Below are 18,944 nucleotides of genomic sequence, written 5' to 3'. Positions count from 1 at the left end.
CGGCGTCCCCCGCGGCCGGCGCGCCCGGCGCGGGCGCGTCCCCGTTCGGGGCGGCGCTCGCCGGCGCGTCCTTCCGGACGGGCCCGTCCGGCCGCTGGGTCTCCACTGCGCTGCTCCTCGGGGAGGTGGTGTCGTGCTGGGGCTGGCGGATGGCTGGCTCGGCCTACAGGCCCAGGCAGCGCCGGATGCACGCGATGAGGTCGCGGGCGTCCAGCGGCTTGGTGACGTAGTCGCTCGCCCCGGCGGCGATGCTCTTCTCCCGGTCCCCGGGCATCGCCTTGGCCGTCACCGCGATGATGGGCAGGTGGGCGTGCTCGGGCATCGCCCGGATCGCCGCGGTCGCGGCGTAGCCGTCCATCTCCGGCATCATCACGTCCATCAGCACCAGGTCGACACCGGGGTTGGCGGTGAGGCAGTCGATGCCCTTGCGGCCGTTGTCGGCGTGCAGGACGTGCATTCCGTGGAGTTCCAGGATGCCGGTGAGGGCGTACACGTTGCGCGCGTCGTCGTCGACGACCAGCACCGTGCGGCCCGCCAGCGAGCCGTCTATCTCCCCGGGCAGGGCCGGCTCGGGGACCTCCTCCGAGCGCACCAGCGGGAGCACGTCGCCCGGTTCCTCGGCGGTCAGGTGCAGGGCGATGCGCTCGCGCAGCTCGTCCAGGCCGGAGAGCAGTTCCATCGGCCGGCTGCCGGTGCGGGACTGCAGGGCCCGCTCCTGCTCCGGGGTCAGGCGCCGGTTGTTGTGGGCGAGGACCGGGACCCGGCGCAGGGCCGTGTCGCCGTCCATGGCCTCCAGGAAGCTCAGCGCCGTCCCGTCGGGCATGTCGAGCTGGAGCACCACGCAGTGGCAGGCCTCCGCGGCGAGCGCGGCGGCGGCCTCCTGCGCCCCGACGGCGGTGACGATCTCCACGGGGCCGCGCGGGTCGCCCGGGTCGTGGGCGCCCTCGGCGAGGTCCGCCACGGCGTTCTCCGCGACCAGGGACAGCAGGCCGCGGGGGCGGTCCTCGATCACCAGCAGCCGCCGCTTCTGCGGCCGCGGCGGCGCGGCGGGCTGCTCGGCGTCGGCGGAACCGGTCTCCTCCGTCCCCGCCTCGGTGTCCTGGGAGGAGGCGGGCACGGCGGTGAAGTCGGGCCGCGCCACGGGCAGGTAGAGGGTGAAGGTGCTGCCCTCCCCCGGGAGGCTCTCGGCGGTGATGGCGCCGCCCAGCAGGTAGGCGATCTCGCGGCTGATGGACAGGCCCAGCCCGGTGCCGCCGTACTTGCGGCTGGTGGTCCCGTCGGCCTGCTGGAAGGCGCCGAAGATGGTCTCCAGCTGCTGCTCGGGGATGCCGATGCCGGTGTCCTCCACCCGGAAGGCGACGGCCGAGCCGTGCAGCCGGACGGTGGGGGGCAGCTCGTCCGGGGCGACCGGCTCGATCCTGAGGCGGACGCTGCCGGACTCGGTGAACTTCACCGCGTTGGACAGCAGGTTGCGCAGCACCTGCCGCAGCCGGGAGTCGTCGGTGAACAGGTCGACGGGGACGCCGGGCGCGGTGGTGATCGTGAAGCTGAGGCTCTTCTGGGTGGTGAGGGGCCGGAAGGTGGCCTCGACGTAGTCCAGCAGGCGGCGCAGCGGGACGCGTTCGGGGTTGATGTCCATCTTGCCGGCCTCGACCTTGGACAGGTCCAGGATGTCGTTGATCAGCTGGAGCAGGTCGGAGCCGGCGGAGTGGATGATGCCCGCGTACTCGACCTGCTTGGGGGTGAGGTTGCGGGTCGGGTTCTGCGCCAGGAGCTGGGCCAGGATCAGCAGGCTGTTGAGCGGGGTGCGCAGCTCGTGGCTCATGTTGGCCAGGAACTCCGACTTGTACTTCGAGGCCAGCGCCAGCTGCTGGGCGCGGTCCTCCAGCTCCTGCCGCGCCTGCTCGATCTCCAGGTTCTTGGTCTCGATGTCGCGGTTCTGGGAGACCAGGAGGGCGGCCTTCTCCTCCAGTTCGGCGTTGGAGCGCTGCAGCTCCTCCTGCTGGACCTGGAGCTCCTCCGAGCGGGACTGGAGTTCGGCGGCCAGGCGCTGCGACTCCTCCAGCAGCTCGTCGGTGCGGGCGTTGGCGACGATGGTGTTGACGTTGACGCCCACCGTCTCCATGAGCTGGCCGAGGAAGTCCCTGTGGACGGCGGTGAAGGGGGTGACCGACGCCAGCTCGATGGCGCCGAGCACCTGCTCCTCCGCCATGATCGGCAGCACGATCAGGCTGGTGGGATCGGTGGAGCCCAGGCCGGAGGAGACGGTGACGTAGCCGGCGGGCAGGTCGTCGACGATGATGGTGCGGCGGCTGCGGGCGGCCTGGCCGACCAGGGACTGGCCGAGCCTGAAGCGCGGCGGCTCGGCGCCCCGGGCCACGTCCGGGTGGCCGTAGGAGCCGATGAGGCGCAGCTCGGTGCCCTCGGTGGCGTCCTCCTCGGCGAGGTAGAAGGCGCCGTACTGCGCGTCGACGAGCGGGGTGAGCTCGTCCATGATCAGTTCGGCGACGACGGCGAGGTCCCGGCGGCCCTGCATCAGGCCGGAGATGCGGGCCAGGTTGGTCTTGAGCCAGTCCTGCTCCTGGTTGGCCCGGGTGGTCTCGCGCAGGGACTGCACCATGAAGTTGATGTTGTCCTTGAGGTCGGCGACCTCGCCCGAGGCGTCCACCGTGATGGAGCGGGTCAGATCGCCCTCGGCGACGGCGCTGGTGACCTCGGCGATGGCGCGGACCTGGCGGGTGAGGTTCCCGGCCAGCTCGTTGACGTTCTCCGTCAGGCGCTTCCAGGTGCCGGAGACGCCCTCCACCTCGGCCTGGCCGCCCAGGCGTCCCTCGCTGCCGACCTCGCGGGCCACGCGGGTGACCTCCGCCGCGAAGGCGGAGAGCTGGTCGACCATCGTGTTGATGGTGGTCTTCAGCTCCAGGATCTCGCCGCGCGCGTCGACGTCGATCTTGCGGGTGAGGTCGCCCTGGGCGACGGCGGTGGTGACCTGGGCGATGTTGCGGACCTGCCCGGTCAGGTTGTTCGCCATCGAGTTGACGTTGTCGGTCAGGTCCTTCCAGGTGCCCGCGACGTTGGGCACGCGGGCCTGGCCGCCGAGGATGCCCTCGGTGCCCACCTCGCGGGCCACCCGGGTCACCTCGTCGGCGAACGCCGACAGGGTGTCGACCATGGTGTTGATCACGTCGGCGAGGGCGGCGACCTCGCCCTTGGCCTCGACGGTGATCTTCTGCGACAGGTCGCCGCGGGCGACGGCGGTGGCCACCTGGGCGATGGAGCGGACCTGGCCGGTCAGGTTGGACGCCATGACGTTGACGGAGTCCGTGAGGTCCTTCCAGGTGCCGGAGGCGCCGCGCACCGTGGCCTGGCCGCCCAGCTTGCCCTCGGTGCCCACCTCGCGGGCCACCCGGGTCACCTCGTCGGCGAAGCCCGAGAGCTGGTCGACCATCGTGTTGATGGTCTCCTTCAGCTCCAGGATCTCCCCGCGCGCGTCCACCCGGATCTTCTGCGACAGGTCGCCCTTGGCCACGGCGGTGGCCACCTGGGCGATGGAGCGGACCTGGCCGGTCAGGTTCCCGGCCATGAAGTTGACGGAGTCGGTCAGGTCGCGCCAGGTGCCGGAGACGCCCTTGACGTCCGCCTGGCCGCCGAGGATGCCCTCGGTGCCCACCTCGCGGGCCACCCGGGTCACCTCGTCGGCGAAGCCCGAGAGCTGGTCGACCATCGTGTTGATGGTGTTCTTCAGCTCCAGGATCTCCCCGCGCGCGTCGACGGTGATCTTCTGCGACAGGTCGCCGCGGGCGACGGCGGTGGTGACCTGGGCGATGGAGCGGACCTGCGTGGTGAGGTTGCCCGCCATGAAGTTGACGGAGTCGGTCAGGTCGCGCCAGGCGCCGCCGACGCCGGGCACCTGGGCCTGGCCGCCCAGGCGTCCCTCGCTGCCGACCTCGCGGGAGACGCGGGTCACCTCGGAGGTGAACAGCGACAGCTGGTCCACCATGCCGTTGAAGACCGTGGCGATCTCGCCGAGGAGTCCGTCGGCGCCGTCCGGCAGCCGGGTGCCGAAGTCGCCGTCCCGGACGGCGGTCAGGCCGGCCAGGAGCTGCCGCAGCTCCTGCTCCCCCGCCTTGCCGACGCTCCGGCTCCGGGTGGTCTTGCCGCGCCCCGCCGGGCGCGCCTCGCCGACCGTGGTGTCAGCCATGTCCGCCATCGCTCCGCTCGTCCGCCGCCGGGGCTCGTCACTGCCGCGCCACCCCGGTCGCGCTCGGTGGGCAGGCGGTGTGATCGCACCACGTTCACAGGCCGTCACGCTTGTCGTCCGACAAACATGCAAACAGGGCGAGGCTACCTCACCGCGGGACCGCGGCCGAATCGCCGTCTTCGGCGGCGCACGCGCACGTGGGGGGCGTGCGCCGCCCGGCGGGAGCGGCCGGGCGGGCGGGACGGTCCCGGAGGTCTGCGGGCCCCGGTCAGCGGCCGTCCCGCGGCCCGAAGACCTCCAGGGCCTCCTCGTCGCCCGCGCGGGCGTTCAGGGCGTGGTCGGCCCACGCGGCGGCCTCCGGGTAGGAGGACTCGCGGGCGATGCGGGCCGCGGCGGAGGCGGCGTCGAACTCCGTGACCCGCAGTTCGACGCCCGGCCCCAGCAGCGCCCAGTGCGCCCCGGCCCGCCCGTAGGGCATGCCGACGCTGCCGGGGTTGACCACCAGCCGCCGGTTGGCGAGGCGGACGAACGGCATGTGGGTGTGGCCGCAGACCACCGCGTCGACATCCTCGTCCAGCCCCCGGAAGACCTCCCGCCAGCGGCCGGGGCGGGAGTCGACGAGGACGACCTCCTCGTCGTCGCGGGGGGTGGCGTGGCAGAACAGCACCTTCCCCAGGCCGCGCACGGGCAGGGTGAGCGAGAGCGGCAGTCCGGCGAGCCGGTCGAGGTGGTCCTCGCGCAGCCGCTCCGCCGCCCAGGGGGCGATCGGGTCGGGGATGCCGTCGCGCCGCCCGCGGCGGTACTCGACCAGCTCGCGGTCGGCGTTGCCGCCGATCCACGCCGCGCGGTCGCCGAGCCCGGCCAGCAGGTCGAGCACCTCGGCCGGCTGCGGCCCCGCGGCGAGGTCGCCGGTGAGGACGATCCGGTCCGCGGCGGCGACCTCGGGCTCGGCGAGCACGGCCTCCAGCGCGGGCAGGACCCCGTGGATGTCGGAGAGGACGGCCACCCGGTTCGGCATGGCCTCACTGTGGCGCGCGCGAGCCCCGGGGTCGAGCGTGTTCGCCGGGCGCGTACCCCCGGAGCGCGGCGGCGGGGCACGGAAGGTTCCCCCAACGGTCGCCTGCCGTTGGGGGGCGGCCGGCGCCCCTCTCCCTAGGGTGATCACGGCTGTGACCCCACCCCCCGCGCCGCCCACCGCGTCCGAAAGGGACCTCATGACCAGCACCTCCTCCCGGGAACCGGCCGGATCCGGCTTCGAACGGCGCACCCTGCTGCGCGGTGCCGCCGTGACCGCGGCCGCCGGCCTGCCGTTCCAGGCGCTCACCGCGCGGACGGCGGCGGCCGAGCCGGCCAGGTTCGACTTCGACCCCGGCTACGGTCCGCTGCGTCCGGTGAAGGACCAGGCCACCGGTCTGGAGCTGCTGCACCTGCCGCGCGGGTTCGAGTACGTCTCCTACGGCTGGACCAACGACCTGATGGACGACGGGGTCCGCACCCCGGGCGCGCACGACGGCATGGCCGCCTTCCGGCACGGCGACCGGGTCCACCTGGTGCGCAACCACGAGCGCGGCGCCGGGCCCGCCTTCACCGCGCCCGCCTACAACCCGGCGGCCGGGGGCGGCACCACCACCCTGGTCTTCGACCCGGACGCCGGGCAGTGGCTGGAGTCCTACGGCAGCCTCGGCGGCACCCTGCGCAACTGCGCGGGCGGCCCGACCCCGTGGGGCACCTGGCTCACCTGCGAGGAGACCTTCGGCACCACCGCCGGCAAGCGGCACGGCTACGTCTTCGAGGTGGCCTCCGAGGGCAAGGGCGACCCCACGCCCCTCACCGCGATGGGCCGGTTCAACCACGAGGCCGTCGCCGTCGACCCCGCGACCGGTTACGTCTACGAGACCGAGGACCGGGGCGACGCCTGCCTGTACCGCTTCGTCCCGGCGGTGCCCGGCGACCTGTCCCGGGGCGGCCGGCTGGAGGCGCTGCGCATCGGCGGGACCTCGTACGACACCCGCCGCGACGGGGCGGGCTCCTACGGCGCCGTCTCCTGGGTGCCGGTCGGCGACGCCGACCCGGACGGCGACACGGTGCGCCGGCAGGCGCAGGCGAACGGCGCCGCCGTCTTCAGCCGCCTGGAGGGCGCCTGGTACGGCAACGACCGCGTCTACGTCATCACCACCGACGGCGGCCCGGCCCGCCAGGGCCAGGTCTTCGAGCTCGACCCGTCCACCGACGAGTTCCGGGTGCTCTTCGCCTCCCCCGGCGCCGAGGTCCTCAACGCCCCGGACAACATGTGCGTCAGCCCGCGCGGCGGCCTGGTGCTGTGCGAGGACGGCGGCGGCACGGAGTACGTCCACGGGCTGACCACGGACGGGGAGATCTTCCGCTTCGCGGCCAACGCCGTGGACCTGCGCTCCGGCACCGCGGGCAAGGACGTCCCGGCGGCCGACCACACGGGCTCCGAGTGGGCGGGCTCGGTCTTCGAGCCGAAGAACGGCAACTGGCTCTTCGTCAACGTCCAGACCCCCGGCATCACCTTCGCGATCACCGGTCCCTGGCGCCGCGGCGCGCTCTGATCCGGCCCGCCCGCGTGCCCCGTACGGCGTCCCCGGCCGGTACCGGCGCCGTACGGGGCACGCCGCCGGTACGGGGCGGTGGCGCCCCGGCCCCCTCAGGCGCGGAACCGGTCCCGGTCGCCGGCCACCGAGGGGACGGCCGCGGACAGCAGGCTGACGACGGCCAGCCCCGTCACCAGGGCGACGACGGCCGTGCCGAACTTCGAGGCGGTGGCGATGCCGGTGGTGAAGGGGAGCAGCATCGCCGCGGCGGTCGCCAGGGCGACGATCCAGGTGAAGAAGCGGCGCGGCCGGGGCGTGGTCACCAGCAGCAGGTGCAGCAGGGCCGTGGCGGCCAGGGCCCCGCAGGCGGCGATGGCGGCGAGGTGCCCGGTGGTGGCGTCCCCCCACGCGCCCGCCCGCTGCGGGGCGGAGACGGGGATGCCGAGGACGCCGCGGACCAGGAGCGTGGTGACCACCGCGGCCAGGGCGGCGACGGCGGCGGTCGCCGCGCCGGCGGCCCACAGCCGCCCCGCCGCGACCCGCCGCGGGGGCGGTTCCGGCTCCCGGTGGCCGCCGTGGCGGGGGTACGGGTCGTAGGGGGTCGAACCTGTCATGGGTCACCTCGCCGCGTTGAGGTCCGCTGCCCCGCGGCTACCCGGCTCCGCCCGGCGGTCACCTCCCCCGCGGCGGCCGTCGCGGCGCGGCACGCCTAGGATCCCGGCATGGCGGCGGAGAGCGACCTTCGAAGACTGCTGGCGGGCATGCGTCCGGAACTGGTCCCGGGGCGGTACGTCTTCACCACCGTCGCCGACGGCCGGGTGCCGCCGGGCGTCACGCCCGTGGCCACCGTCGCCGAGGCGGAGGGCCTGACCCTGGTGCTGCGCGAGGAGGAGGCCGACCGCGCCGGGCTCGGCCACGACTACACCGCGGGCCGGATCACGCTGCGGATCCACTCCGCGCTGGACGCCGTGGGCCTGACCGCGGCCGTCGCCGCCGAGCTCGCCTCGGCCGGGCTGAGCTGCAACGTGGTGGCGGGCTTCCACCACGACCACCTCTTCGTCCCCCACGAGCGGGCGGCGGAGGCCGTGCGCCTCCTCGAACGCCTCTCCGCCCGCTCCGCCTCTCACCCCTCCAGCTCGAACGAGCCGTAGCGGGGCCTCCCCGCCGCCCGGTAGGTGTGGATCGCCACGCCGGCGCCGGTCGTCCTGCTGCCGGTCAGCTCCAGCGCGGTCGGCACGGCTCCGCCGTCGAACAGGCGCTTGCCGCCGCCCAGCAGCACCGGGAAGACCAGCAGGCGGTACTCGTCGACGAGGCCGTGGGCCATCAGGCTCCGCGCCAGGGTCCCGCTGCCGTGGATCTGCAGCTCGCCCTCCAGCCGCTCCGCGAGCGCGGCGACCTCCCGCACCGCGTCGCCCTTCAGCAGGGTGGAGTTGTGCCACCCGACCCTGTCCAGGGTGCGGGAGGCGACGTACTTGGGCAGGCCGTTGAGCCGGGTCGCGACGGGGTCGTCGCCGTCGGTGACGCGCGGCCAGTGGGCGGCGAAGATCTGGTACGTCCTGCGGCCCAGCAGGAAGCCGTCCGCGCTCCGGAACACCTCGTCGACGAACCGGCCCATGTCCTCGTCGACGTAGGGAACCACCCAGCCGCCGTGCTCGAACCCGCCGTCGCGGTCCTCGTCCGGGCCTCCCGGCGCCTGCACGACCCCGTCCAGGGTCAGGAACTCGGTCAGTGTCACCTTCGCCATGGTCCTCCTCCTCGTTCCGCTCCCCCGGCCGGCTTTCCCGCCGACCGGCCCCACGGGTTCGGACCCGCCGGCGCGCCGGGACTCATCGGTCCCGGCGCACCCGTCCTTCCGCGCGTACGTCCCTCCGCGCGCCGTTCGGCCCCGGGACCACCCGTCCGGGTGAGGATGGGGGCATGCTGCTGGCCGACGTCGCACAGGTCTCCCGCCGGGTCGCGGAGACCTCCTCACGCACGGAGAAGGTCGCCCTGCTCGCCGGGCTGTTCCGCGGGGCCGGGCCCGAGGAGGCCCCGGTCGTCATCACCTATCTGGCGGGCCGGCTCCCCCAGCGCAGGACCGGGATCGGCTGGAAGTCGCTGGGCCGGCCGGTCCCCCCGGCGGACGGGCCGTCGCTGTCGGTGCTGGACGTCCACCGGGCCTTCGACGGGATCGCCGCCGTCTCGGGCAAGGGGGCGCAGGCCGAGCGCGGGCGGCTGCTGCACGGGCTGCTGTCCGCCGCGACCGCCGAGGAGCAGCGCTTCCTCGTCCGGCTGATCGGCGGCGAACTGCGGCAGGGGGCGCTGGACGCGTTCGCCGTCGAGGGCCTGGCCGCGGCGGTGGGCGCCGAGCCGGCCGAGGTGCGGCGCGCGGTGATGGTCGGCGGCTCGCTCGGCGCGGTCGCCCGGGCCCTGCTCGCCGACGGTCCCGGCGCGCTCGCGGACTTCCGCCTCGACGTGGGGCGGCCGGTGCTGCCGATGCTCGCCCAGACCGCCCGGAGCGTGGACGAGGCACTGGACCGGCTCGGGCCGTGCGCGGTGGAGGAGAAGCTCGACGGCATCCGCGTCCAGGTGCACCGCGACGGCGCGGACGTGCGGGTCTTCACCCGCACCCTGGAGGAGATCACCGGCCGGCTCCCGGAGGTGGCCGCCGCCGCCCGGGAGCTGCGGGCGGAGCGGGCGGTCCTCGACGGCGAGGTCATCGCGCTGGGCGAGGACGGCCGGCCCAGGCCCTTCCAGGAGGTCGCGGGCCGGGTCGGATCGCGGCTGGACGTGGAGCGGGCGCGGGCGTCGCTGCCGCTGTCGCCCGTCTTCTTCGACCTGCTGTCGGTCGACGGCCGCGACCTGCTGGCGCTGCCGGTCGCCGAGCGGTACGCGGAGCTGGCCCGGGTGGTGCCCGAGCCGATGCGGGTGCTGCGCCTGGCCGTCGACGACCCCGGGGACGAGCGGGCCCGGGCCGCGGCGCGGGAGTTCGCCGACGAGGTGCTGGTCCGCGGTCACGAGGGCGTGATGCTCAAGGCGCTGGACTCCGCGTACGGCGCGGGGCGGCGCGGCGCGTCCTGGCTGAAGGTGAAGCCGGTGCACACCCTGGACCTGGTGGTGCTGGCCGCCGAGTGGGGGCACGGGCGGCGCACGGGGAGGCTGTCCAACCTCCATCTGGGCGCGCGCCGGCCCGACGGCTCCTTCGCGATGCTCGGCAAGACCTTCAAGGGACTCACCGACGCCGTGCTGGCCTGGCAGACCGGGCGGCTGCTCGAACTGGCCACCGGAGACGACGGTTCCACGGTGACGGTGCGGCCGGAGCTGGTGGTGGAGGTCGCCTTCGACGGGGTGCAGCGCTCCCCCCGCTACCCCGAGGGGGTGACGCTGCGGTTCGCGCGGGTGCTGCGCTACCGGGAGGACAAGACGGCGGCCGAGGCGGACACCGTCGAGGCGGTGCTCTCCCTGGCCGGGTGAGTCCCCCGCGGTCCGGCCGAGCGCGCGGGGCCCGGCCCGCCCCCGCGCGCCCGGCCCCGCCCGTAGCCTGGTCCGCAGGAGCACCGCGACACCGCCGTACCACGGGGAGGATCGCACCGTGACCGAACGCAAACCGCCCGGCGTCGACTTCGAGACATGGGCCGACCGGCAGATCCGCGAGGCCGCGGAGCGCGGCGAGTTCGACGACCTGCCGGGCATGGGCGAGCCGTTGCCCGACCTGGACAAGCCGTACGACGACCTGTGGTGGGTCAGGAGGAAGATGCGCCGCGAGGGGCTGTCCTGGCTGCCGCCCGCGCTCGCCCTGCGCAAGGAGGCGGAGGACGCCCTGGCCGCCGCCCGCGGCGCCCGCTCGGAGCCGGAGGTGCGGCGGATCCTCGCGGAGGTCGACGACAGGATCCGCGCGGCGCTCAGGATGCCGCCCCCCGGCCCGCCGCTCGGCCTGAAGCCCTTCGACGTCGAGGAGGTCGTACGGGAGTGGCGCCGGGGCCGCTCCGCCTGATCCCGGGGCGGGCGCGCGGAGTTCGCGGTGTGTTGGCCCGCCGTTCGGCCCGGCGCCCGGCGCCGGGCCGTAGGGTGCGGCCGTGAGCGGCGAACAGCAGTCCGGGCGGCGGCGGGACCTCGCCGGCGTCCTCCGCCATCCCGTGGTCCTGACGGCCGCGGCGCTCGTGCTCCTCGCCGGGATCGCCGTCCTGAGCGTGTGGCACGACGAGACGACGTGGAACGACGACGAACTGGAGGAGGCGGCCCACGCGGCGGCCGCCGCCCTGGAGGCGCATCCGCACCTCCTGCCGGGCCCCGACGTCCCCGACCGCGCCGCCGAGGAGGCGATCAGGGACGCGATCGTGGCGAGCGGGGGAGAGCGGACCCCTTCCGGCGGGGTGTACGTCGAGCGGTACAGCGGCCCGCACGGCCTCTACGACGTCCGGGCGGACGGCGTGGCCGAGTTCGACGACGTCCTCTGCCTCCGGATCCGGCCGCCGGACCCTCCGCGGGAGGGTCCCTTCGACGACGGGAGCCGGGTGAAGGTCCGGGAGGGGCACTGCCGGCCGCCGATCCCCTTCCCCTCGTGGGCCGTCTCCCCGTCCCCGCCCCCGTACCCGTCCTCTTCCCCGTCCCCGGGTACGGGGGCGGCATCGGAGACCGCCCCGGCTACGGGGACGGGGAGCGGGGGGAAGACGCCGTCTCCCCCGCTCCCCGGCTGACCGCGCCCGACCGTGCCCGCCCCCTCGCGCGAGGAGGCGGTCCCGGTCAGGCCCCCGTGCCGGGCTCCGGCGGCAGGGCGCCGTCGCGGACCACCCGGGCGTACCAGTGGGCGCTCTCCTTGGGGACGCGCCGGCCGGTGGCGTAGTCGACGTGGACCGCGCCGAACCGCTTGCTGTAGCCGTACCCCCACTCGAAGTTGTCCAGCAGGGACCACAGGAAGTAGCCGCGCACGTCCGCCCCGTCCTCGATGGCCCGGTGCACCGCCGCCAGGTGGCCGTGGAGGTAGGAGATCCGCTCCGGGTCGACCACCCGGCCCTCGGGGTTGACGTAGTCGTCGAAGGCGGCGCCGTTCTCGGTGATGACCAGCGGCATGTCGGGGAAGTCTTCCCTGACCCGCATCAGCAGGTCGTACATGCCGCTGGGGTCGACCGCCCAGCCCATGGCGGTGGTGTCGCCGGGCGGGCGGTGGAAGGCGACGTCGTCGCCGCCCGGCCAGGGGCTGTGCGCGCTCACGCCGTGGCCGTCGGCGTTGTGGGAGCCGGGGCCGGAGGCGGCGGAGACGAGGGTGGGGCTGTAGTAGTTGATGCCCAGGAAGTCCAGCGGCTGGTGGATCTCGGTCAGGTCGCCGTCCCTGACGAAGCTCCAGTCCGTCAGGTGCGCGGTGTCCCGCAGCGTGTCGGCCGGGTACTCGCCGCGCAGCATGGGGCCGGTGAAGACCCGGTTGGCGACGCCGTCGATGCGGCGCGCGGCGTCGAGGTCCCCGGGGTCGTCGGTCAGGGACCGCACGTGGTGCAGGTTGAGCGTGACGGACGTCTGCGCGCTGCCGGGGAGGGCGGCGCGCAGCGCCTGGGTGCCCAGGCCGTGGGCGAGGTTGAGGTGGTGGGCGGCGCGCAGGGCGTCCACCTGGTCGGTGCGGCCGGGGGCGTGGACGCCGGAGCCGTAGCCGAGGAAGGCCGAGCACCAGGGCTCGTTGAGGGTGGTCCACGTGCCCACCCGGTCGCCGAGCGCTCCGGCGACGAGGGAGGCGTACTCCGCGAACCGCTCGGCGGTGGCGCGCTCCGGCCAGCCGCCGGCGTCCTCCAGTTCCTGCGGCAGGTCCCAGTGGTAGAGGGTGACGACGGGCTGGATGCCCTTCTCCAGCAGCCCGTCCACCAGGCGGCTGTAGAAGTCCAGGCCCTTGCGGGAGGCGGGGCCGCTGCCGGTGGGCTGGACGCGCGGCCAGGAGACGGAGAACCGGTAGGCGCCCACGCCGAGGTCGGCCATGATGGCCACGTCCTCGCGCCAGCGGTGGTAGTGGTCGCAGGCGACGTCGCCGGTGTCGCCGTTGCGGGTCCTGCCGGGGGTGTGGGAGAAGGTGTCCCAGATGGAGGGGGTGCGGCCGTCCTCGGCGGCGGCCCCCTCGATCTGGTAGGCGGCGGTCGCGGTGCCCCACAGGAAGCCGGGCGGGAACACCCTGGCGGTGGAGGTCGCCCGGGCGGGTTCGGCGGTACGGGATGCGATGGCCACGAAGGTCCTTCCGGATCAGTGGTACGGGAACGGGGAACGCGTGGGACGGGTCCGGGGTCTTCCGGTGGGGGCGTCAGCCCTTGACCGCGCCCTGCATGATGCCGCCGACGATCTGCTTGCCGAAGACGACGAACATCACCAGCAGCGGGAGGGTGCCCAGCAGCGCGCCGGCCATGATGAGCGACTGGTCGCGCACGTATCCCGCGCTGAGCTGGGTCAGGGCCACCGGGATCGTGGGGTTGGTCATGTCGAGCACGATGAACGGCCAGAAGAAGTCGTTCCAGGCGTGGACGAAGGTGATCATGAACAGCACCGCCATCGCCGGCCGGGCGACCGGCAGGACGATGCTCCAGAAGATCCGCAGGCTGTGCGCCCCGTCCACCCGGCCGGCCTCGATGAGCTCGTCGGGCAGCGCCTCCGTCAGGTACTGCCGCATGAAGAACACGCCGACGGCGCTGACCAGGGTCGGGAAGATGACGGCGGGCAGCTTCTGCCCCCAGCCCAGCTCGGTCATCATCATGAACAGCGGCACCACGCTGAGCTGCGGCGGCACCATCATCGTGCCGATGACCAGCATCAGCAGGATGTTGCGCCCGCGGAAGCGCAGTTTGGCGAAGGCGAAGCCGGCCAGGGTGGCGAACAGGACGGTGGACAGGGCGATCGTGGTGGCGACGATGAAGCTGTTGGTCAGCGCCTTGCCCATCGCCGCGTCCTCCCACGCGGCCGCGAGGTTCTTCAGCAGGTTGGGGCCGGGGACGAACGGCGGCGGCGTCTGCGAGACGCGGGTGTTGTCGGTGGAGGCCGCCACCATCGTCCAGTACAGCGGGAAGAGGGAGAGCAGCGCGGCCACGCCGAGCAGGAGGTAGGCGACGGGCCCGGCGCGGTGCTGCTGCCCGGCCCCCGGGCGCAGGGACAGGCGGAACCGGCGCGGCGCGGCCGGGGCGGCTCCGGCGAGCGGCTCGGGCACGTCCGTGCCGGGGCGGACGGTGTCGGTGGTCATGGGTTACCGCTCCCTGGTCAGGACGTGCGGGACGTGAGGCGCTTGACGACGCGCTGCAGGACGAACACGAGGACGAGCAGGAGGAACATCGCCCAGGCGATCGTGGCGGCGCGCCCCATCTCGTAGTTCTTCCAGCCCTCCTCGTACAGCAGCAGGCCGAGCGTCTGGTACTGGTTGTCCGCTCCGCCGCTGATGCCGTTGGGACCCTGTCCGAAGATCAGCGGCTCGCCGAAGAGCTGGGTGGCGCCGATGGTGGACAGCACGATGGTGAAGACGATCGTGGAGCGGATGCCGGGGATCGTGACCTTCGTGAACTGCTGCCAGCGGGAGGCCCCGTCGATGGCCGCCGCCTCGTACCGCTCCTTGGGGATGGCCTGCATCGCCGCCAGGTACAGCAGGGCGTTGTAGCCGGTCCACCGCCAGATCACGATGGAGGAGATGGCCAGCTGGGCGGGCCACTTGGCGTTCCCCCAGTCGACGTTGTCGAACCCGAACAGGCCCAGGAACCAGTTGATCATGCCGAAGTCGCGCTCGAAGAGCATGGTGAAGACCAGGGCGGCGGCGCCCACCGAGGTCGCGTAGGGCGTCAGGGCGGCGACCCGGAAGAACGCCGAGCCGCGCAGCCCGTAGTTGAGCAGGTGGGCCAGGCCGAGGGCCATCAGCAGCTGCGGGACGGTGGAGATCACGCCGATGGTGAAGGTGTTGCCCAGCGCGTTCCAGAAGCGTTCGTCCTGCCAGAGCTCCGTGTAGTTCCCGAAGCCCTCCCACTCCATGACGTCCATGGTCGCGAGCTCCACGTCGTGGAGAGAGATCCAGGACGTGTACAGCAGCGGGTAGAAGCTGAAGGCGGCGAAGACGACGAAGAACGGGGCGACGAACGCGTAGGGCGCCGCCTTGATGTCGAAGCGGTGGAGGAGGGTGCGCCACGTCCGCCGGGGGCGCGCCCCGTCGCGGCCGGCGGGGTCTTCCCCGCGTTCCTTGCTTCCCTTGGCGGGGCCGGCGGGCGCGCTCTGCGGCCCGCCGGCGCCGGACGCCGAGGTGGAGGTGGCCACGGAGGGCCTCCTTCCTGGAGTTCCTGGAGTTCTGGGAGTTCAGAGGGGGTCTGGGAGTTCTGGGAGTTCAGAGGGGGTCTGGGAGTTCTGGGAGTTCGGAGGGGTCTGACGAGTTCTGGGACTCCCGGGGTCCCCTGGTTCGGGACCCCGGGAGTTCCCGGGCTCTTCCGGGTTCCGGGGAGCGCCCGGTGGGGAGGGGCCCCGGCGGCGGCGCGGGGAGGCGGCGGCCGCCGGGGCCCCTCACGGACGGCCGGGCCGGGTCAGTCGACCGCCTTCCTGACGCGCTCGTCCGTGGTCTTCCACGCCTCGTCCGGGCTCTTGCCCTGCTCCACGAGCTGCAGGCCCTGCGAGAAGGTGTCCTTGATGGTGCCGTCCTTGCGGCCGAGCACCTGCTCGTCCGGGATCTCCTTGGCCGCGGCGCCGAAGATCTCCCCGATCGGGGCGTCGTCGAAGTACTCGGACTTCGCGCCGGTCACCGCCGGGGACTCCAGGGCCTTCTCCGAGGAGGGGAAGTTGCCGATCTCCTTGAAGATGTGCTCCTGCTGCTCCGGGGCGGTCAGCCAGGCGACCAGCTTCTCGGCCTCCTTCTTCACCGGGCTGCTCTCCATCACGCCCAGGAAGGAGCCGCCCCAGTTGGCGCCCTTGGGGGCGCGGGCGACGTCCCACTTGCCCTTGTTCCCCGGCCCGGCCTTCTCGCTGATGTGGGCGAGCATCCACGCCGGGCAGACGGCGGTGGCGAAGGTGCCGTTGGCCAGTCCGGGGTCCCAGCCGGGCTGGAACTGGCGCAGCTTGGCCGTCAGCCCGTCGGTGGCGGCCTCGGAGGCCAGCTTCCAGGCGTCCTTGATGACGGGGTTGTCCTGGTGGATCAGCTCCCCCTCCGCGTTGTAGAACTGCTCGGAGGCGCCGTAGATCATCGCGTTGAACAGGCCGCTGGCGCTGTCCATGTAGGCGACGCCGTCACCCTCGAAGCCGTCCTTGAAGTCCCTGCCGACCTCGACGTACTTCTTCCAGTCGCCCTCCCACAGCTTCGCGACCTCATCGCGGTCGGTGGGCAGGCCCGCCTTCTCGAACATGTCCTTGCGGTAGCAGACCGCCATCGGGCCGATGTCCGTGCCCAGGCCGATGACCTTGCCGTCGCCGGTGGTGACCTGGCTCTGCTTCCAGGGCAGGAAGTGGTCGATGCCGGGGACGCCGGAGAGGTCGGCGAACTTGTCCGCCTGGGTGTCGGCGAGCTCCTTGGCGCGGCCGATCTCTATGCCCTGGATGTCCTTGAGCCCGCTGCCGGCGGCCAGTCGGGTCTGCAGCGCCGTGTAGTAGGTCTGCTCGTCGCCGGCCACCTCGGCCTCGATGCGGACGTCCGGGTTCTCCTTCATGTACTGCTCGAGGAGGCCGGTCTCCTTGAGGCCCATGACCCCGAACAGGCCCATGGTGATGGTGGTCTTGCCGTCCTCCGAGCCTCCGCCTCCGCCGTCGCCGCTTGAGCAGCCCGCGACGAGCGCGATGGAGACGGCGGCCGAGACGGCGGTCACGGCTCTCGTACCGAACAGCTTGCGGGCTCTGCCCATGGCGTCCTCCTTGCGGGCGGCGACGGGATCACCGCGGTGCGGTCCGCCGGGGCACACCGGTCCCCGGACGGTGGTGTGGGAACGATCCCATTCGAAGGTGGGAACGTTCCCATCAGGTTGTGGAAGACTGTCCGCAGGAGCGGCGGCTGTCAAGGACGGATGTCGATTCCGTTACCGGGGAGTGTCCTCGGGGGCGCCGACGCCGCACGGGCCGCACCCCGGCCGTCTGGCACAATGCGCTGGTGAACGCCGTACGCGGCGTGACGGAAGCGGAGGGAGGCGGGACGCCATGGGGGCCACTCGGCGGCCGACCATCAAGACCGTGGCCGCCCGGGCCGGGGTGGGACGCACCACCGTCTCCCGGGTGCTCAACGGCTCCTCCCTGGTCAGCGACGAGGCCAGGGAGGCGGTGCAGGCGGCGATCGCCGAACTGGGCTACGTGCCCAACTCCGTGGCCCGTTCCCTGGTCACCAGCAGGACGGACTCCATCGCCCTGGTCATACCGGAGTCGGAGAGCCGGCTGGGGGCGGAGCCCTACTTCTCCGCCGTGATCCGCGGGGTGAGCAACGGCCTGGCCGGCACCCAGATCCAGCTGCTGCTCACCCTGGTCCGCGACCAGCGGGAGATGGACCAGCTCACCCGCTTCCTCACCGCGCGCCGCGTGGACGGCGTGCTCCTGGTCTCGGTGCACCGGGACGACCCGCTGCCCGGCCTGCTGGAGAAGCTCGGGCTGCCGACCGTGCTGGCGGGGCGCCGCTCCCCCGCCGAGACGCTGAACCACGTCCACTCGGACAACGTCGGAGGCGCCCGTGAGGCGGTGCGCCACCTGGTCGAGCGCGGGCGGAGCGAGATCGCCACCATCACCGGCCCGCTGGACATGGACGTCGGCAACAGCCGTCTGCAGGGCTGGCGGGACGCGCTGGGCGAGGCCGGCCGGGAGGCCGGGGAGGAACTGGTCGCCCCCGCCGACTTCACCGAGGACGGCGGGCGGTGCGCCATGCGCGCCCTGCTGGAGCGCCGCCCCCGGCTGGACGCGGTCTTCGCCGCCTCGGACGTGATGGCCGCGGGCGCCCTGGCCGAACTGCGCCGGCAGGGGCGGCGGGTGCCCGACGACGTGGCGGTGGTGGGCTTCGACGACTCGATCGTCGCCCGGCACACCGACCCGCCCCTGACCAGCGTGCGGCAGCCCGTGGAGAAGATCGGCCGGACGATCACCGAACTGCTGCTGCGGGAGATCGACAAGCCCGGCGGCGCACGGCACCAGGTGGTGCTCCCCACCTCGCTCGTCGTCCGCGACTCGGCCTGACGCCGTCGACACAGCCGACGCCTCCGGCGCCGAACCGGCCCGGGACCAGCCGGAGTTGCCCTTCGTCCGACATCCGCCGGCGCCCAACCGGGAACGTTCCGACGGGTGTTCGCTTTCCGCGGCACGAGGAGAGGGCACCTGGCAGCATGGGTCCCCACGCGGCGGGTGCCGCCCCGTCCCCGACACGTCTCCCAGGCGGAAGGTTGTGAAGGCCCGGATGAACCAGTCCAGGGAACCCCTCACCGGCAACATCGACGTCACCGTCCCCACTGCCGCGCGCATGTACGACTACTATCTGGGCGGGAAGAACAACTACGCCGTCGACCGGCAGGCGGCCGACAAGCTCCTGGAGGTCGTCCCCAGCACGCAGGCGCTGGCGCTCAACAACCGGCGGTTCCTGCAGCGCGTGGTGCGCGTCCTGGCCCAGGAGTACGGGATCCGGCAGTTCATCGACCACGGCTCCGGTCTGCCCACCCAGGACAACGTCCACCAGATCGCGCAGCGCGTGGACGGCGACGCCCGCGTGGTCTACGTGGACAACGACCCGATCGTGCTGGCCCACGGCCGCGCGTTGCTGGAGGAGAACGAGAACACCACCGTCATACAGGCGGACCTGTGTGACACCGACGGCATCATGGACCACCCGGACACCGTCCGGCTGATCGACTTCGACCGGCCCGTCGCCGCCCTGTTCAACTCCGTGTTCCACTGCGTCCCCGACTCCGCCGACCCGGCCGGGGTGGTCAAGCGGGTGGCCGACCGGCTGGCGCCGGGGAGCTTCTTCGTGATCTGCCAGCTGGTCAGCGAGGACGCCGGGACGCGCACGTCCGTGACCGAGTTCATGGACAGGAGCACCGGCGGCAACTGGGGCCGGGTCAGGGAGCCGCACGAGGTCGAGCGGTTCTTCGAGGGTCTGGAGATCCTCGAGCCCGGCTTGGTGGAGGTCTCCACCTGGCGGCCCGACTCGGACCTGGGCCCCAGGCAGCTCACCTGGGAGTGGCAGGAGTACGGGGGCGTCGCCCGCAAGCCCTGAGGCCCGCCGCCGGCCGGTGCGTGAGGGGCCCGTCCTCCCGGGGGAGGAC

General features: G+C 73.4%; 15 protein-coding genes. 7 read left to right on the top strand and 8 right to left on the bottom strand.

The annotated features are described in order from the left end of the window. Window positions 1–163: 163 nt before the first annotated feature. Together QC029_RS26810 and QC029_RS26805 are read right to left on the bottom strand one after the other, a co-directional pair. Window positions 164–4,201, bottom strand: a complete 4,038-nt coding sequence (locus QC029_RS26810; protein WP_279558396.1) for a HAMP domain-containing protein — start codon at window positions 4,199–4,201, stop codon at window positions 164–166. A 268-nt stretch (window positions 4,202–4,469) separates the two neighbouring features. After that, complete coding sequence (locus QC029_RS26805) at window positions 4,470–5,219, bottom strand: metallophosphoesterase (RefSeq protein ID WP_279558395.1); 750 nt, start codon at window positions 5,217–5,219, stop codon at window positions 4,470–4,472. Window positions 5,220–5,415: 196 nt separating this feature from the next. Between QC029_RS26805 and QC029_RS26800 the strand changes: the two genes are divergently transcribed. After that, window positions 5,416–6,774 (top strand): PhoX family phosphatase, encoded by a 1,359-nt coding sequence (locus tag QC029_RS26800; protein ID WP_279558394.1) that lies wholly within the window; start codon window positions 5,416–5,418, stop codon window positions 6,772–6,774. Window positions 6,775–6,869: 95 nt separating this feature from the next. Here the strand turns inward: QC029_RS26800 and QC029_RS26795 are convergent, their stop codons facing one another. After that, on the bottom strand, window positions 6,870–7,370 hold the full coding sequence (locus tag QC029_RS26795; protein WP_279558393.1) for a DUF6069 family protein: 501 nt from the start codon (window positions 7,368–7,370) through the stop codon (window positions 6,870–6,872). A gap of 108 nt (window positions 7,371–7,478) precedes the next feature. Between QC029_RS26795 and QC029_RS26790 the strand changes: the two genes are divergently transcribed. After that, entirely contained in the window at window positions 7,479–7,907 is a 429-nt protein-coding gene (locus QC029_RS26790) for an ACT domain-containing protein (protein ID WP_279558392.1), read from the top strand. On the opposite strand, the gene QC029_RS26785 is transcribed toward QC029_RS26790, so the two are convergent. After that, on the bottom strand, window positions 7,880–8,500 hold the full coding sequence (locus QC029_RS26785; RefSeq protein WP_279558391.1) for a dihydrofolate reductase family protein: 621 nt from the start codon (window positions 8,498–8,500) through the stop codon (window positions 7,880–7,882). The genes QC029_RS26790 and QC029_RS26785 overlap by 28 nt on opposite strands. Before the next feature lie 173 nt (window positions 8,501–8,673). Between QC029_RS26785 and QC029_RS26780 the strand changes: the two genes are divergently transcribed. The 3 genes from QC029_RS26780 to QC029_RS26770 all read left to right on the top strand — a co-directional run bounded on the left by QC029_RS26780 (window position 8,674) and on the right by QC029_RS26770 (window position 11,432). Next, entirely contained in the window at window positions 8,674–10,209 is a 1,536-nt protein-coding gene (locus QC029_RS26780; protein ID WP_279558390.1) for an ATP-dependent DNA ligase, read from the top strand. A 118-nt stretch (window positions 10,210–10,327) separates the two neighbouring features. Further along, window positions 10,328–10,729: a DUF1992 domain-containing protein gene (locus QC029_RS26775; protein ID WP_279558389.1), complete on the top strand. Its 402-nt coding sequence runs from the start codon at window positions 10,328–10,330 to the stop codon at window positions 10,727–10,729. A gap of 82 nt (window positions 10,730–10,811) precedes the next feature. Continuing rightward, entirely contained in the window at window positions 10,812–11,432 is a 621-nt protein-coding gene (locus QC029_RS26770) for a hypothetical protein (protein ID WP_279558388.1), read from the top strand. Between the two features lie 46 nt (window positions 11,433–11,478). On the opposite strand, the gene QC029_RS26765 is transcribed toward QC029_RS26770, so the two are convergent. The 4 genes from QC029_RS26765 to QC029_RS26750 form a co-directional block, all read right to left on the bottom strand. After that, a complete protein-coding gene (locus tag QC029_RS26765; protein WP_279558405.1) occupies window positions 11,479–12,933 on the bottom strand; it encodes a GH1 family beta-glucosidase in 1,455 nt (484 codons plus the stop codon). A gap of 79 nt (window positions 12,934–13,012) precedes the next feature. Then, entirely contained in the window at window positions 13,013–13,939 is a 927-nt protein-coding gene (locus QC029_RS26760) for a carbohydrate ABC transporter permease (RefSeq protein ID WP_279558387.1), read from the bottom strand. A 17-nt stretch (window positions 13,940–13,956) separates the two neighbouring features. Then, complete coding sequence (locus QC029_RS26755; protein ID WP_279558386.1) at window positions 13,957–14,991, bottom strand: carbohydrate ABC transporter permease; 1,035 nt, start codon at window positions 14,989–14,991, stop codon at window positions 13,957–13,959. A gap of 260 nt (window positions 14,992–15,251) precedes the next feature. Continuing rightward, entirely contained in the window at window positions 15,252–16,556 is a 1,305-nt protein-coding gene (locus QC029_RS26750; RefSeq protein ID WP_279558385.1) for an ABC transporter substrate-binding protein, read from the bottom strand. Window positions 16,557–16,845: 289 nt separating this feature from the next. Here QC029_RS26750 and QC029_RS26745 point away from each other — a divergent pair, with 289 nt between their 5' ends. Both QC029_RS26745 and QC029_RS26740 read left to right on the top strand, forming a co-directional pair. Next, window positions 16,846–17,862 (top strand): LacI family DNA-binding transcriptional regulator, encoded by a 1,017-nt coding sequence (locus tag QC029_RS26745; RefSeq protein WP_279558384.1) that lies wholly within the window; start codon window positions 16,846–16,848, stop codon window positions 17,860–17,862. Window positions 17,863–18,079: 217 nt separating this feature from the next. Then, window positions 18,080–18,895, top strand: a complete 816-nt coding sequence (locus QC029_RS26740) for an SAM-dependent methyltransferase (RefSeq protein ID WP_279558383.1) — start codon at window positions 18,080–18,082, stop codon at window positions 18,893–18,895. Window positions 18,896–18,944: the final 49 nt, after the last annotated feature.

The sequence above is a fragment of the Streptomyces sp. DH37 genome (genome assembly GCF_029813835.1).
Classification (GTDB): domain Bacteria; phylum Actinomycetota; class Actinomycetes; order Streptomycetales; family Streptomycetaceae; genus Streptomyces.
Note: the sequence above shows the minus strand (reverse complement) of the source record. Positions and strands in the feature narration are given on the sequence as shown.